Consider the following 15,194-nt stretch of genomic DNA (forward strand, 5'->3'; position numbering starts at 1 on the left):
TAGCTGAGAATGGTACCCAGGGCGGGGTGCCGCGGGCGACCCGCGGGCCGTCACCCGAGGTCAGTGCGAGGGGGCGCCCGATTCGGCGGAATCCTCGGTGCCGCGGATCAATTGGGCGAGCATCGCCCGGTCCACGTCGGAGCCGCGCAGCGCGATACTGGCGACGTTGGCGTCGCGCATGGTGGCCAGCAGCTCGAGTTCTCTGTCGATGCTCGCGGCGGCCTGCCCGGTGGTGGTCAGATAGCGCGGCGCGACGCCGAAGCAACTGGCGATCGCCGCGAGGATCTCGAATTCGACAGCGGCGTCGTCGTGTTCGTCGTCGAAGCGGCCGTCGCGCAGCTCTTCCAGGTAGCTGGCCGCCACCGCGCGGTCCAGCTGGTCGCTGACCTGTTCGGCGACGGATTCGGTGCTGCGTTCCGGCGCGGAGCGCGGGTGCATCACCGCGAAGAGTCGGTTGATCTTGTGGCTCAGCGGTAGGTGCGCGGCCTCGGTCATGTCGATCACCTCAGTGCTTGCCGTTGCGATTCGGCGCGGTCGTGCTGTTGGCGGCCAACCACCTGGCCCGGAACTGGGCCTCGGTCGCGGCGCTCACGTTCTCGGAGCGACCGGCGAGCCAGCGCCGGTAGCGGCGTTCCTCGAGCTCGGTCGCGTCGTCGGCTTCGGCGGGGACCTCGAGCAGGTGCGAGAACGCCATCTCCACCAGCGGGTGCAGCTGGCGGCCCGGTCCTCCGTTGCGTTCCAGCATGATGGTGGCGTAGCGGGCGGAGAGCCGGGACACCACCCGGTTCAGGTCCGAGATCGCCTCGACCACAGCGGGTTCGGCGGCCTGGCCGCGCTCGACGGCGTCGGTCAGCCTGCCGGTCGCGGCGAGCAGGCCGGTGAGGTCGGAGATGTCGAAACGGATGGACGTGGGGCCCGCGACGATCGACTCGTCGGTGGCGTGTTCACCCGACCCGGCCTCTCGCACGGCGGGCGAGCCGCCCGCGTAGGTGCGCGCCGCGCTGCCCGGCAGCCAGCGCAGCGGTGCGTCCAGCTTGTTCAGCGTGTGGGTGCTGATCGCGGCGTCGCCGTCCTCGATCTTCCGGATCGTCGGCGCGGAAGGCCCACCCAGATCGCCGATCTGCAGCTGGGTGAGGCCGAGCTCGTCTCGGCGTTCCTTGATGATTCGGCCGAAGCGCTTCTGCCGCGACAGCTCCGAAGGGCTTCTCATAGTGGGCCTCATAGTAGGCCGGACCGGGCGGTCATGACAACTTCATAGAAAAGATTTGAAAAATCGGTAGAAAGAACGGTACTGTTCTTTCTGCGTCGGATGCGCGATACCGACCACTCGAAGCGTTCCGGGACGAGCAGGGGCGTTCGACGGGACGGGCGCCCCGGCCTGCAGCGCAACGGCGCGCCGCAGGCCGGCTCAGCGGCATCTGGAGGGGATCGCTGAGCCGCCCTGCGGCTCGGGGCGGAAAGCCTGCCCGCCCGGTGGGGTGCGGGGAGGCGTTTTCCCCTGCGAGCGTGGACCAGAAACTTACTTCAGAGTAAGTTTGTGGTGTACGTCTCTGGAAAGGAATTCGCATGGCTTCCGACGCCGCTCGCCGTGCCGTCATCGTGTCCGGCGCCCGCACCCCGTTCGTGCGCGCGTTCACCGATTTCACCCGGATGGACTCCATCGCGCTGGCCGACGCCGCCGTGCGCGGTCTGCTAGAGCGCACCGGGCTGCCCGGCGCCCAAGTGCAGGCCATCGTGTGGGGCGGGGTGATCCTGCCGAGTGCCGCGCCCAACATCGCCAGGGAGATCGCGCTCGATCTGCGCCTCGATCCCGGCTGCGAGGGCTACACCGTCACCAGGGCGTGCGCGTCCGGCTTGCAGGCGGTGACCGCCGCGGCGGCCGCGATCGAACGCGGCGAATACGACATCATGATCGCCGGAGGTAGCGATTCCACCAGCAATGCCGAGGTGAAACTGCCGCAGAAGCTGGTGCACGCGGGCGCGCCGCTGGCGCTCGGCAAGCCGAAAGTGAAGGACTATCTTTCCGCCGCAGCGCAATTGGCGCCGTTCACCGACATCCTGCCGAGCAGGCCGAAGATCGCCGAGCGCACCACCGGCGAGGTGATGGGCGAGTCGGCCGAGAAGATGGCGCGCATCCACGGCATCGGTCGGGCCGAACAAGACGAGTTCGCGGCCCGCTCGCACCAGCGCGCCGCGGCCGCCATCGCGTCCGGGCGCTTCGACGACGAGGTGCTGCGGGTGCGCACGCCCGAGGGCGTGGACATCGAGCGCGACGGTCTGGTCCGCGCCGACACCAGCGTCGAGAAGCTGGCCAAGCTGAAGCCGGTGTTCGCCAAGGAGGGCACCGTCACCGCGGGCAACGCCAGCCCCCTCACCGACGGCGCCTCGGCGGTGTTGCTGATGAGCGAGCAGAAGGCTCGCGAGCTCGGCTACCGCCCGCTGGCCGCGTTCCGCTCCTGGAGCTATGTCAGCGTCGATCCCACCGATCAGGTCCTCATCGGTCCCGCCATCTCCATGCCGCGCGCCCTCGACAAGGCCGGAATGTCGTTGTCCGACATCGACTTCGTCGACGTCCACGAAGCCTTCGCCGCCCAGACCCTCTCGGTGCTGAGCGCGCTCGCCAGCGACGAATGGGCCAAGACGCGGCTGGACCGCGACACCGCCGTCGGCACCGTCGACATCGACAAACTCAACGTGCACGGCGGCTCGGTCTCCCTCGGCCACCCCTTCGGCGCCACCGGAGCCCGCATGGTCACCACGATGGCCAACGAGCTCGCCCGCACAGGAAAGAACACCGCCCTGCTCGGCATCTGCGCCGCGGGCGGCATCGGCGCGTCGGCCGTTCTCGAACGGGTCTGATTCCGGTCGTCGCCGGTGCGGATTCTTTTGGGGCGCACCGGCGATGCTCCGCCGTCGCCCTTCGCGGTCCCCTTTCGCCAGGCCCGCTGGCCGTCTGGGTCATCGTGCGCTTGTGCGCGATTCCCAGGATCGCGAGCCCTCGTCTGCGACCGCCGCGCCGCCGCCGTGCGGCACGGCAAGCGATGAGCCGTTCTGATCACAGCGCCTCGCCAGATAGGGCATCGGGTGCTCGCCGACTCCGTGGGCGCTTGGTCAGGGTGCGGCGGTATCCATCGGCGTGCTGTCCGTCGGCAGTTCGGCGACAAACCTGTTCCCGCCGAACGTTTCCCGGTGCACCGCTTCGGACAGCGGCCGGCCGGTGCGCCAGCCGAAGCGCTCCAAGTCTGGCACCGTTTGGAATTCGCGCACCGGGCCGACACAGAGCCAGGCGACGGGTTGGATGCCAGGGGGCAGTCCGACGATTTCGGCGAGGAACGCCGGGTCGTAGAACGACACCCAGCCCACGCCGATGCCCTCGGCGGTGGCGGCGAGCCACAGGTTCTGGATCGCCAGAACCGCAGAGTAGACACCGGTTTCGGGAACCGTGGCGCGGCCGAGCACCTGCGGCCCGCCGCGGCCGTGGTCGTAGCTGACGACGACGCCGGTGCCGCTCTCCACGATCCCCTCGATCTTGATCGGCTCGAAGGTTTCCGCGCGCTCGGGCGGCAGCGCGTCGTGGAACTCCACACGCTTGCCCGCCACATGATCGGCGAACCGGCGCAGCGTGCCCGGCTCACGCACCACCACGAAATCCCACGGCTGCGAATTGCCCACGCTCGGCGCCCGATGCGCGGCATCCAGAATCCGCCACAGCGTCTCCTCGTCGACGCGCTCCCCAGTGAATTCGGCGCGCACATCGCGGCGCAACCGAATGGCCTCGTAGACACTCAGGCGATCAGCACTCACCGGCCCAGTCAATCAAAACGGACCGGCGGGTCCACACCCAGCGGTCGCACGGCGTTTCACGGTCCCGCCATGACGTTCGTTACTGAGGAATGCGGCGCGGCACTCGCTGCCGGTCGATGACGCGCGGGCGCAGCTCGACGGCCTGCCCGCCGAGGCCTTCGCTCTATGAATGAACACTGTATCCAGCGGTTTGAATCGTTCGGCAGCTAGCCATTCGGCCCCGGCTGCACCGCAGGCTGCACGAAATGCGCTGCGTAACAGAAGAATACGTCGTCCGGGCGGCTGGTGGTAGATTTCGGATAATCGATAGCATGATCCGCGCATCGCCAGATTCAGGCGTTGCCAGGGGCCGGGGATAGCAAGTGGGGGAAATCGAATGATCGTGCGGCGCAACGACTTGGTTGTGTTCTTGGTAGTCGCTTTCGGGCTGTCGTGGCTGTTCGCGCTGTGGCCGTGGATCGGCAACGAGAAGGCGCCGTCGGTGTTCGTGAGTTCCGCGGCCGTCTGGATGATGCTCACACCGACCCTCGCCGTGTTGGCGCTGTGGTGGTTTCGCCGCCGGTCGATGCCGGAACTGGTGGCCGAGACCGGCTCGAGGTTGGGTTCGCGCCCGCGCCAGACCGTGTGGCTGATCGTAGCCGCCTGGTTCGGCACCGCCGCCTTCGTCTGGCTGGCCTTCGGAGTGAGTGTTTTGCTCGGCATGAACGAATTCGACTTCTCGCTCGGTGTCGACTGGACGGTGCTCATCATCCTCGAGGCGCTTGTCGGCAGTACCCTTGCCACACTGCCACTTGCGCTCGGTGAAGAGCTGGGCTGGCGTGGCTGGCTGCAACCACAGCTGACCGGCCGCTTCGGCGTTGCCTTCGGCTTGGTGGCCACCGGGGTGATCTGGGGTCTGTGGCATTTGCCGCTCACATTGCGCGGCTACAACTACCCAGAGCTCGGCGCCTGGGCCGCTGCCGTATTCGTCGTGACCTGCGTCTTCTTCGGCCTGGTGTTGGGCTGGCTGCGGATGCGCTCGGGCAGTGTCTGGCCGTGCGTCGTCGCGCACGCCGCCTGGAACGCGCACGCGATCGGTGTCAGCGCCTTCGGCTCCCTCGACGAGAAACCGAATCAACTGCTCAGCGGTCACGGTGGCGTCGTCGGCTGGGTCCTGCTGGCCCTCCTCGCCGCAATCCTTTTCCTGCTCTTCCCCGTCCGCGGCAACGACCACACCGACCCGAACGCGCCCGCGATCCAGGAACCGGCCTCTCCTGCACCAACCGCCAGCTGAGTCCTTCGCCAGCTGCGTTTGCCTGCACGACCAACGCCTCGGTCACCCTGGCGGACCGCGTGCGCGCGCCTTATGACAGACCCGACCACACCTCGACCGGACGAGCCCGACATCTGCGCTTCATCCTGCACGGAGAGGGCTTGGACAACGTCGCCTGCCGTACCGCGCCGCCTCGGGTCAACGCGGAATGGCATGCGCGGCAGCAAGAGTCGGTCACAGTGATTCCCGGCCCCACGCACGGCCTCATCCGATTGCTGTGCGAGGGCCTCTATCTGGAGCCCGTGAATTACTTCGCGAGCTGGAGTGTGGGTTCCTGGCGAGTCGCGCGACGGATGCGCCGCTTGCCCTCGGCGAGGGCGGTGCGCAACCCGCGGCGCTTGCCGGTGACCGGGTCGATGGTGGCGACGGCGTTGCCGCCGAACCTGCGCTCGGAGGCGGTCTCCGGGGCGTCGTCGGCGGTGTGGCGCAGGTACTTGTTCGGCAGCGCGAGCTTGAGGATGGTGCGCCATGCCTTGAAGTACTGCACGGGAAGCGATCCCGTGGTGTAGGGCAGGTCGTACTTGTCGCACAGCGCGCGCACCCGGACCGCGATGTCGGCGTAGCGGTTGCTCGGCAGATCCGGGAACAGGTGGTGTTCGATCTGGTGGCTCAGGTTGCCGGTCATGAAGTGCATGACGGGGCCGCCGGAGATGTTGGCGCTGCCGAGCATCTGGCGCAGGTACCACTCGGCCTGGGTCTCGCCGTCGATGTCGGCCTTGGTGAACTTCTCCGCGCCGTCGGGGAAGTGGCCGCAGAAGATCACCGCGTTGGACCACACGTTGCGAATCATGTTGGCGGCCAGGTTCGCGGTGAGCGTGGAGAAGAACAGGGGACCGGTGAGCGCGGGGAAGACCACGTAGTCCTTGAGCGCCTGCTTGCCGACCTTGTTCAGCACCTCGCTGCGCTTGCGCTCGAATTCGGCGCGCTCGGGGCTGCCCGGCTTGTATCGGCCCGCGGCCAGCTTGCCCAGCTCCAGGTGCTGAATCGCCACGCCGTACTCGAAGAACAACTGCAGCAGCAGGTTGTACACCGGGTTGCCGATGTTGAACGGCTTCCAGCGCTGGTCGCGGGTGACCCGCAGCAGGCCGTAGCCGATGTCGTCGTCCATGCCGAGGACGTTGGTGTACTTGTGGTGCAGGTAGTTGTGGGTGTGCTTCCAGTGCTTGGACGGGCCGGTGTTGTCCCACTCCCACGAGCTGGAGTGGATTTCCGGATCGTTCATCCAGTCCCACTGCCCGTGCATGACGTTGTGCCCGATCTCCATGTTCTCGATGATCTTGGCGGTGCCGAGCAGTGCGACGCCCGCGAGCCAGGCGGGCGGAAGGAAACCGGCGTACAGGACCGCGCGCCCGCTGATCTCCAGCGCGCGCTGCAGCCTGATGACATTGCGGATGTACCGCGCGTCCGATTCACCGCGCGAGGATTCGATTTCCCGCCGGATCGCATCGAATTCCGCGCCCAACGCCTCCACATCCGCGGCGGTGAGGTGCGCGTATTCCTTGACATCCGAGATCGCCATGGTGGTTACAGTACCGTAAGTTACGACACCGTAGGTTATGGGATTCGAGTCTCTACCGTGGCAAATCTCGCATTGCGAACGCGACGGCCGAATGCTATATCAAGCGCGCCGCCAGCGCGCGCGGAAGCCCTTCTCCCGCCCGGTCTTCCGGCGCAACGCGGCCTGTTCGACGCGCGCCTTCTCCTGGAGGGTGACCTTGGCCTCGCGCAGCAGTTCCTTCTCCTGGCGGGCCTTCTCCTTCAGCGCCCGCTTGGCCTCGCGCAACACCTCTTTCTCGTGCCGCGCCTTCTCCTCGAGCACCACCTTGGCCTCGTGCAGCGCCGAGCGCAGACCACGCCGCTGCCCGGTCTCGGGATCGGTCAGCAGCCAGTTGTTGTCGGCCCAGCGCTCGGCGTTCGGCAGCGTGATGCCCGCGAACTTGCGCTCCGAGGAGGTTTCCGGCGCGTCGTCGGCGGTGCGCTTGAGGAACCGGTCCGGCAGCGCCAGCTTGTGGATGGTGCGGAAGGCGAGCAGGTACTGCTTGCCCAGCGAGCCGGTCGTGTAGGGCAGGTCGTACTTGTCGCAGAGTTCGCGGACCCGCGCGGCGATCTCCGGGTACCGGTTGCTCGGCAGGTCGGGGAACAGGTGGTGCTCGATCTGGTAGCAGAGGTTGCCGCTCATGAAGGCCATCGCGGGTCCGGCCTTGAAGTTGGCGCTGCCGAGCATCTGGCGCAGGTACCACTCCGCCTGGGTCTCGTCCTCGAGCTGTTCGATGGTGAACTTCTCGGCGCCGTCGGGGAAGTGGCCGCAGAAGATCACCGCGTAGGCCCAGAGGTTGCGCACCAGATTGGCGGTGGCGTTGGCCTTCAGCGTCGACTTCCACGCCGGGCCGGTCAGTGCGGGGTAGAGCAGGAAATCCTTGCTCACCTGGCGTGCGATCTTGCGGGCGAACTCCTTGTTCGGCCCCGACCGGAGCTCCGACTTCGGGGTGCCCGTCAGTTCCTTCTCGATGCTCCAGTCGTGCAGCGCGATGCCCCACTCGAAGGTGGCGGCCAGCAGCAGGTTGGCCAGCGGCTGCACCAGGTGGATCGGGCGCCACTCCTCGTCGCGGGTCATCCGCAGGATGCCGAAGCCGAGGTCCTCGTCCTTGCCGAGGACGTTGGTGTAGGTGTGGTGGGAGTAGTTGTGCGCCCGCCGCCACTGCGACGACGGACCCGTCTGGTCCCATTCCCAGGTGCCGGAGTGGATCTCCGGATCGTTCATCCAGTCCCACTGCCCGTGGCTGATGTTGTGCCCGAGCTCCATGTTCTCGACGATCTTGGCGACCGAGAGCAGCGCCGTGCCGGCGAGCCAGGCCCAGCGGTTGCGGCTGCCGAAGAGCACCGCGCGCCCGGCGACCTCGAGGCCGCGCTGGGCCGCGATGGTGCGGCGGATGTACTTCGCGTCGCGTTCGCCGCGGGAGAGCTCGACGGAACGCCGGATGCTGTCGAGTTCCTGCCCCAGGGTCTCGATATCGGCGGCCGTGAGGTGGGAGAACGTCTGGATATCGGTGATGGCCACCGGAGTCCCTTCTCTGCTCGACTGATGGGGTCGAGGGTACCCGTGTCTCAGGCGGTATCGATGCGGTCCGCCAGGGAGCAGCGCATGGTCACGCCGCGCGGTGCTCCTTCGACGCGACCGCTCACACGTCCAACGTGCAGTCGCCCGCGGCGGCCGAGATACAGGTCTGCACCTTGTCGCCCTCGCGGCGCTCGTCGCCGTTTCTCAAGTCGCGCGCGTGCCCGGAACTCAAGGTCACCACACACGTCTGGCAGATGCCCATCCGGCAGCCGAACGGCATCTGAACCCCGGCCGACTCGCCCGCCTCGAGCAGGCTGGTCGCGCCGTCGACCTCGACGCTGCGGCCGCTCTTGCCGAAGCTGACGGTGCCGCCTTCACCGACCGCCGAGCGCTCGATCTCGAACCGCTCCACGTGCAGCCGCTCGGCGAGACCCGCCGCGCGCCAGTGCTGTTCGATCTCGTCGAGCATGGCGGCGGGACCGCAGGCCCAGGTGTCGCGATCCCGCCAGTCGGGGAACTTCGCGTCCAGATCGGCGAGCGCGAACTTGCCCTGTTCGCCGGTCAGGTGCAGGTGCGACTGGAAGCTCGGGTGCCGGTCGTGCAGCGCGCGCAGCTCGTCGCCGAACATCACGTCCTCGGCGGTGCGCGCGGAATGCAGGTGCACCACGTCGGAGACGAGACCGCGCCGGTCCATCGCGCGCAGCATCGACATCACCGGCGTGATACCGCTGCCCGCGGTGAGGAACAGCACCTTGGCGGGCGGCGGATAGGGCAGCACGAACCCGCCCTGCGGCGCCTGCAACCGGACGATCGTGCCCGGCTTGACGCCGCCGACGATGTGGCTGGACAGGAAGCCCTCCGGCATCGCCTTCACGGCGATGGAGATCAGGCGCTTGCCGCCGTGCTCGGGGGCGCTCCAGTCCGGCGGACAGGTCAGCGAGTAGGACCGCCAGTGCCAGCGGCCGTCCACCAGCAGACCGATGCCGATGTACTGGCCCGGCTGGAACTTGAAGTCGAAGCCCCAGCCCGGCTTGATCAGCAGGGTCGCCGAATCGGCGGTCTCCTTGCGCACATCGACGATCCGGCCGCGCAGCTCGCGCGCCGACCACAGCGGGTTGGCCAGGTGCAGGTAGTCGTCGGGCAGCAGCGGCGTGGTCACCCGGGCGACGGCCCCGCGCAACACGTTGAGCCGACCCCCGCGGTCGGCGACGCTCGCCGCGGGCGCTTCGAGCCAGTCGCGGACATTCTTGAAGACCATCGGTGCCGTTTCGTCTTTCTGTCGAGGTGGCGACCGCCGTCGGGGTCGCTTTCGGCTAGGTTACGGCATCGTAGGTTTGCAGGCAGCCCCCGACTGCGACCTGGCAGCTCAGAGCAGGTCGAGCAGGAACGGCAGCTCCTGCGCCGCGTACCAGGCGAGCTGGTGGTCCTCGGCGTCGCCGAGCACGAACTCCGCGTCGGGGTCGCCCAGATCGGCCGCGTCGACGACGTCCACCGCCTTGGCCACCTCGGGCTCGGCCTCGGCCAGGTCGACGTGGATCGAGGCGATCCGGTCGTAGCCGATCGGTCCCGCGAGCTTGACCACCGCGTCGTCGAGGTCGGGCCGGAGCTTGGCGCCCGCGACGTCCGCGGCGATCACCGCCCGCCGGTACACCGGCCCGCCGGACGGTCGCGCCGCCGCGGGTTCGCCGTCCTCGATGTCCTCGACGACGGCGTCGCGTTCGGCGGCGAGCAGGCGCAGCGAGGCGCGGGCGGCCTCGGCCATGGCCACCTCGGCCAGCTCCTCGTCGTCGCCGGAGGCGTAGGCCTCGCGCAGCGCGGGGGTGACCGCGAAGGCGGTGCCGCCGATCGGGAACAGCTCCCGCTCGGCGACCAGCTCGCGCAGCATCGGCACCGTCGCGGGCACGTAGACCCGCAGGGTGTTCTTCTGATCAGACGCAGGCACCGAGCATCTCCTCCATGGACTCGTGCACCGCGGCGGCCAGCACCTCGATGTCGGCCATCGCGTCGCGGTCGGCGTTGAGTCCGTAGAAGACGCGTCCGTCGTAGGACGTGATCCCGATGCTCGAGGCCTGATTGCGCAGCAGCGGCGACACCGGATACATCTCCAGCATCCGCGCGCCGCCGATGTACATCGGCGTCTGCGGACCCGGCGCGTTGGTGATCACCAAGTTGAACGTGTGCTCTGCGAACGTACTCGCCGCCCGCACGCTCATCGCATGCAGGCTGGCCGGAGCGAACCCGGCCATGTGCACCAGCGTGCGCGCCCGCACCCCGCGCCGGGCCCTGCTGTTGGCCTCGGTGGCGTGCGCGATGTGCGAGAGCCGGATCACCGGATTGGGCTCGCCGACCGGCAGATCCAACAGGAACGAGGACACCTCGCTCGCGGGCTCCAGCCGATCGTGGTCGGGACCCTCGACATACACCGACATGGGCACCACCGCGCGCAGCGTGGTCGATTCGATCAGCGCCTCCCCGCGGGAGAGCAGCCAGTTGCGCAGCGCGCCGGTGACCACAGCGAGGATCGCGTCGTTGGTCGAGCAATCGAAGCGCTGGCGGATCTTGCGGTAGTCGCCGAGGTCGGTGCGCACCACGTCGAAGCGGCGGCTGCGCGAGGTTCGCGCGTTGAGCGGGCTGTCCGGCGCGCCGATGGCCGCGGTGCGCACCGCCGAGACGACCGAGTCGACAGCACGGCCCGCGGCGCCGATCATCGCGAAGGCGTCGGCGCTGGCGTCCCGCGCCACCTCCAGCGCCTCGCGCGGCTGGGCCGCCAGATGGGTGAGCGCGCCGACCAGCAGTTCCACGTCGGTGGGTTCGCGCGGCGCGACCCAGGCGTCGTCGGCGAGACCGCGCGGCGAGGGGCTGTTGTCCAGGATGACGTGGCCGATCTCCAGCGCGCTCGCGCCGTCGACCAGCGCCGAGTGGGTCTTGGTGAAGATCGCGCAGCGGCCCTCGGTGAGTCCCTCGATCAGATACATCTCCCACAGCGGCTTGCTCTGGTCGAGCGGCCGCGAGGCCAGCCGCGCGACCAGGTCGTGCAGCTGTTCGTCGGTGCCCGGACTCGGCAGCGCGGAGCGGCGGATGTGATAGGTGATGTCGAAGCGGCTGTCCTCCACCCACACCGGCCTGCCCAGCGCGAACGGGATCTCGCGCACCTTGCGCCGGTAGCGCGGGACCAACGAGAGCCTGCTCTCCACGAGGTCGACAAGGCGGTCGTAGTCGAGGGCCGCTTCGCCGTCGAGATCACCTTCGTCGGTGTTGCGGACGATCGCGAGCGAGCCGATGTGGATCGGATTGCTGCTCGACTCGAGCCGATAGAACGCCGCGTCCTGCGGCGTCAAACGCGTGATCACGCTGCCCGGTGCTCCTTCCGATGCCGTGTCCCCGCCTCATTGTCGTTCGCGACAACCGAAAGGTGGTGGATCCTGTGGCATATCCAGCGAAATCGGTACATTTCTTTACCCGTGGCCGCCCGCGTGGCAGGGTTGTCCGCTTCGCTCGAATGGTGGGGACTGCACAGTCGACGACCGCCGCTTTCGCTCGCTCCGCATCGGGGGATCACGAGCCGCACTGCCCTTGCCCGTCCCGCGTGCCGAGGTGTTGCGGGAACGTTCGGTCCGATCGCACGCCGCCGACGGCGCGCCGGACGTCTGCCATCGTATGGCACCGGCGTTCGAAGCGGTTCGGCTCCAGCGTGATTCACTCGAGGTTCGGCGAAGGGACCGGCCCGACGACACGGTCGCGTGTCGCCGAGCCCCAGGTCCCGGGCCGCTGCGGACGTCGCGCGCGAAGCGAGGCGAGTACGGTGAGAAGCAACGCCACGCGGCCACCGCGGCGATGCCGGGCGACGTGATACGACGCTGGTCACCCGCGCTCGGCATGGTTGCGGCATTACCATGAGGGGTGCTGCGGCTTCCGCCGTGCCCGGCGGAGGTTGTGGGGGCCGAAACATATGACACACCGACCAGAGGACTGACGAGACCCGTGCCTGCGCTGACACTGACGAGGTTGCTACGGATTGGTGAGGGTCGCACCGTCAAGCGGCTCGCTCATCTCGCCGACGAGGTCCTCGCGCTCGACGCGGAGCACGAGCAGCTCACCGACGCCGAGCTGCGCGCGAAGACCGACGAATTCAAGCAGCGCTACGCCGACGGCGAGAGCCTCGACGACCTGCTGCTCGAGGCGTTCGCGGTGGCGAGGGAAGCGTCCTGGCGGGTGCTCAACCAGAAGCACTACAAGGTCCAGGTGATGGGCGGCGCCGCGCTGCACCTCGGCAACATCGCGGAGATGAAGACCGGTGAGGGCAAGACCCTGACCTGTGTGCTCCCCGCGTACCTGAACGCGCTGTCCGGTGAGGGCGTGCACGTCGTCACGGTCAACGACTACCTGGCCAAGCGCGACGCGGAGTGGATGGGCCGCGTGCACCGCTTCCTCGGTCTCGAGGTCGGCGTCATCCTCGGCGGCATGAGCCCGGCCCAGCGCCGCGGCGCCTACAACGCCGACATCACCTACGGCACCAACAACGAGTTCGGCTTCGACTACCTGCGCGACAACATGACGCACTCGCTGGACGATCTGGTCCAGCGCGGGCACAACTTCGCCGTGGTCGACGAGGTCGACTCCATCCTCATCGACGAGGCCCGCACGCCGCTGATCATCTCGGGTCCGGCCGACGCCTCCTCGAAGTGGTACGCCGAGTTCGCGCGCATCGCGCCGCTGCTGAAGAAGGACCTGCACTACGAGGTCGACATCAAGAAGCGCACCATCGGCGTGCACGAGGCGGGCGTGGAGTTCGTCGAGGACCAGCTCGGCATCGACAACTTGTACGAGGCCGCCAACTCGCCGCTGGTCAGCTACCTGAACAACGCGGTCAAGGCCAAGGAGCTCTACCAGCGCGACAAGGACTACATCGTCCGCGACGGCGAGGTCATCATCGTCGACGAGTTCACCGGACGCATCCTGGTCGGCCGCCGCTACAACGAGGGCATGCACCAGGCGATCGAGGCCAAGGAAGGCGTCGAGATCCAGCCGGAGAACCAGACGCTGGCCACCATCACGCTGCAGAACTACTTCCGGCTCTACGACAAGCTCTCCGGCATGACCGGTACCGCCGAGACCGAGGCGGCCGAGCTGCACCAGATCTACGGCCTCGGCGTCGTCCCGATTCCGACGAACAGGCCGATGGTGCGCGCCGATCAGTCGGACCTGATCTACAAGACCGAAGAGTCCAAGTTCGCCGCCGTGGTCGACGACGTCACCGAGCGGCACGAGAAGGGCCAGCCGGTGCTGATCGGCACCACCAGCGTCGAGCGCTCGGAGTACCTGTCCAAGCAGTTCACCAGGCGCGGTATCCCGCACAACGTGCTGAACGCCAAGTTCCACGAGAAGGAAGCCGAGATCATCGCCGAGGCCGGTCGGCCGGGCGCGGTCACCGTCGCCACCAACATGGCCGGCCGCGGTACCGACATCGTGCTCGGTGGTAACCCGGACATCATCGCCGACATCCTGCTGCGCAAGCAGGGCCTCGACCCGGTCGAGACGCAGGAGGAGTACGAGGCCGCCTGGCATCCGACCCTCGAGCAGGTCAAGCAGCAGACCGAGGAGGACGCCGAGGCGGTCCGCGAGGCCGGTGGTCTGTACGTGCTCGGCACCGAGCGCCACGAGTCCCGGCGTATCGACAACCAGCTGCGCGGTCGCTCCGGCCGTCAGGGCGATCCTGGCGAGTCCCGCTTCTACCTGTCGCTGGGCGACGAGCTGATGCGGCGCTTCAACGGCGCGGCGCTCGAGGCGATCATGACCCGGCTCAACCTGCCCGACGACGTGCCGATCGAGGCGAAGATGGTCTCCAAGGCCATCAAGAGCGCGCAGACCCAGGTCGAGCAGCAGAACTTCGAGATCCGCAAGAACGTCCTCAAGTACGACGAGGTGATGAACCAGCAGCGCACCGTCATCTACGGCGAGCGCAACCGGATCCTGCGCGGTGAGGACATGGAGGGCCAGGTCCAGAACATGATCACCGACGTGATCACCGCGTACGTCGACGGCGCCACCGCCGAGGGCTACGTCGAGGACTGGGATCTGGACAAGCTGTGGACCGCGCTGAAGACCCTCTACCCGGTCGGCGTGGACTACAAGGAGCTGACCGGTGAGACCGGCATCGGCGAGGCGGGCGACCTGACCCGCGAGGAGCTGCTCGACGCTCTGCTCGACGACGCGCACGACGCCTACGAGAAGCGCGAGCAGGAGATCGACGGCTTGGCCGGCGAGGGTTCGATGCGCAATCTCGAACGGCAGGTGCTGCTTTCGGTGCTGGACCGCAAGTGGCGCGAGCACCTCTACGAGATGGACTACCTCAAGGAGGGCATCGGCCTGCGCGCCATGGCGCAGCGGGATCCGCTCGTCGAGTACCAGCGCGAGGGCTTCGACATGTTCGCCGCGATGCTCGATGGCCTGAAGGAGGAGTCGGTCGGCTTCCTGTTCAACCTCCAGGTCGAGGTGCAGCAGCCGCAGCCCGCTGGCGTCGCCGTCGACCCGGGCCTGCGTTCCCCGGTCGGCGCCATGTCCGGCGCTCCGGCCCCGCTGCCCACCGAGCAGGCCGCCCCCGCCGCCAACGGCGCCCCGGCCGCCTTGCGCGCCAAGGGAATCGACGAGCGCAGCACCCGCGGCTTCAGCTACTCGGGCCCCGGCGAGCGTGGCGGCGCCGAAGTGCACAGCGACGCCGAGGAGTACGGCTCCGAGTCCGGCGCCCACGCCACCCGGCGGGAACGTCGTGAAGCGGCGCGCGCCGAGAGCAAGGGCAAGCGCGGGCCGAAGACGCGTCGTCGGCACTGAGTGAACCGAACATCGAAGGCGCCCAGGGTTTCCCTGGGCGCCTTTGGCGTTTCGGGGTTACTCGAGGGCGACGCGGGCACAGCCGGAGAGGGCCGAGTCGTGGACTTCGATGGCGGTGGGGTGGTGCCTTTCGGGATTCTCGAGGCCAGGCCCTTCGCCACTGTTAGCCGAGGGGTCGCGATTAGGGTGTGC

The 15,194-nt window shown here is 68.2% G+C and carries 12 protein-coding genes; 3 read left to right on the forward strand and 9 right to left on the reverse strand.

The features are described from left to right. Positions 1-60: 60 nt before the first annotated feature. Entirely contained in the window at positions 61-495 is a 435-nt protein-coding gene (locus AB0H49_RS13595) for a hypothetical protein (RefSeq protein ID WP_355004318.1), read from the reverse strand. A gap of 10 nt (positions 496-505) precedes the next feature. After that, positions 506-1,210, reverse strand: coding sequence for a helix-turn-helix transcriptional regulator (locus tag AB0H49_RS13600; protein ID WP_355004317.1), 705 nt, complete (start codon positions 1,208-1,210; stop codon positions 506-508). 356 nt (positions 1,211-1,566) lie between these two features. Here AB0H49_RS13600 and AB0H49_RS13605 point away from each other — a divergent pair, with 356 nt between their 5' ends. After that, positions 1,567-2,859 (forward strand): acetyl-CoA C-acyltransferase, encoded by a 1,293-nt coding sequence (locus AB0H49_RS13605; RefSeq protein ID WP_357250911.1) that lies wholly within the window; start codon positions 1,567-1,569, stop codon positions 2,857-2,859. 252 nt (positions 2,860-3,111) lie between these two features. On the opposite strand, the gene bluB is transcribed toward AB0H49_RS13605, so the two are convergent. After that, complete coding sequence (gene bluB / locus AB0H49_RS13610; protein WP_357251021.1) at positions 3,112-3,789, reverse strand: 5,6-dimethylbenzimidazole synthase; 678 nt, start codon at positions 3,787-3,789, stop codon at positions 3,112-3,114. Between the two features lie 27 nt (positions 3,790-3,816). Then, positions 3,817-4,323: a hypothetical protein gene (locus tag AB0H49_RS13615; RefSeq protein WP_357250914.1), complete on the reverse strand. Its 507-nt coding sequence runs from the start codon at positions 4,321-4,323 to the stop codon at positions 3,817-3,819. A gap of 16 nt (positions 4,324-4,339) precedes the next feature. Between AB0H49_RS13615 and AB0H49_RS13620 the strand changes: the two genes are divergently transcribed. Next, a complete protein-coding gene (locus AB0H49_RS13620; RefSeq protein ID WP_357250917.1) occupies positions 4,340-5,077 on the forward strand; it encodes a CPBP family intramembrane glutamic endopeptidase in 738 nt (245 codons plus the stop codon). Between the two features lie 286 nt (positions 5,078-5,363). On the opposite strand, the gene AB0H49_RS13625 is transcribed toward AB0H49_RS13620, so the two are convergent. The 5 genes from AB0H49_RS13625 to AB0H49_RS13645 all read right to left on the reverse strand — a co-directional run bounded on the left by AB0H49_RS13625 (position 5,364) and on the right by AB0H49_RS13645 (position 11,524). After that, positions 5,364-6,635 carry a fatty acid desaturase gene (locus AB0H49_RS13625; protein ID WP_357250920.1) on the reverse strand — a complete coding sequence of 424 codons (1,272 nt, stop codon included), beginning with the start codon at positions 6,633-6,635 and terminating at the stop codon, positions 5,364-5,366. 99 nt (positions 6,636-6,734) lie between these two features. After that, entirely contained in the window at positions 6,735-8,174 is a 1,440-nt protein-coding gene (locus AB0H49_RS13630) for a fatty acid desaturase (protein WP_357250922.1), read from the reverse strand. A gap of 121 nt (positions 8,175-8,295) precedes the next feature. Next, entirely contained in the window at positions 8,296-9,432 is a 1,137-nt protein-coding gene (locus AB0H49_RS13635; RefSeq protein ID WP_357250925.1) for a ferredoxin reductase, read from the reverse strand. 108 nt (positions 9,433-9,540) lie between these two features. Beyond that, positions 9,541-10,059 carry a hypothetical protein gene (locus AB0H49_RS13640; RefSeq protein ID WP_357251024.1) on the reverse strand — a complete coding sequence of 173 codons (519 nt, stop codon included), beginning with the start codon at positions 10,057-10,059 and terminating at the stop codon, positions 9,541-9,543. A gap of 43 nt (positions 10,060-10,102) precedes the next feature. After that, positions 10,103-11,524 carry a wax ester/triacylglycerol synthase family O-acyltransferase gene (locus AB0H49_RS13645; RefSeq protein WP_355004311.1) on the reverse strand — a complete coding sequence of 474 codons (1,422 nt, stop codon included), beginning with the start codon at positions 11,522-11,524 and terminating at the stop codon, positions 10,103-10,105. Between the two features lie 631 nt (positions 11,525-12,155). Here AB0H49_RS13645 and secA point away from each other — a divergent pair. After that, a complete protein-coding gene (secA, locus tag AB0H49_RS13650) occupies positions 12,156-15,002 on the forward strand; it encodes a preprotein translocase subunit SecA (protein WP_355004310.1) in 2,847 nt (948 codons plus the stop codon). The last annotated feature ends 192 nt before the right edge of the window (positions 15,003-15,194 follow it).

The sequence above is a fragment of the Nocardia sp. NPDC050713 genome (assembly GCF_040654315.1).
Classification (GTDB): Bacteria; Actinomycetota; Actinomycetes; order Mycobacteriales; family Mycobacteriaceae; genus Nocardia.

What these genes read in the sequence shown, in the direction of transcription:
- AB0H49_RS13595 (WP_355004318.1), bottom strand. Translation starts at nt 495, where the DNA reads ATGACCGAGGCCGCGCACCTACCGCTGAGCCACAAGATCAACCGACTC.
- AB0H49_RS13600 (WP_355004317.1), bottom strand. Translation starts at nt 1,210, where the DNA reads ATGAGAAGCCCTTCGGAGCTGTCGCGGCAGAAGCGCTTCGGCCGAATC.
- AB0H49_RS13605 (WP_357250911.1), top strand. Translation starts at nt 1,567, where the DNA reads ATGGCTTCCGACGCCGCTCGCCGTGCCGTCATCGTGTCCGGCGCCCGC.
- AB0H49_RS13625 (WP_357250920.1), bottom strand. Translation starts at nt 6,635, where the DNA reads ATGGCGATCTCGGATGTCAAGGAATACGCGCACCTCACCGCCGCGGAT.
- AB0H49_RS13635 (WP_357250925.1), bottom strand. Translation starts at nt 9,432, where the DNA reads ATGGTCTTCAAGAATGTCCGCGACTGGCTCGAAGCGCCCGCGGCGAGC.
- AB0H49_RS13640 (WP_357251024.1), bottom strand. Translation starts at nt 10,059, where the DNA reads ATGCTGCGCGAGCTGGTCGCCGAGCGGGAGCTGTTCCCGATCGGCGGC.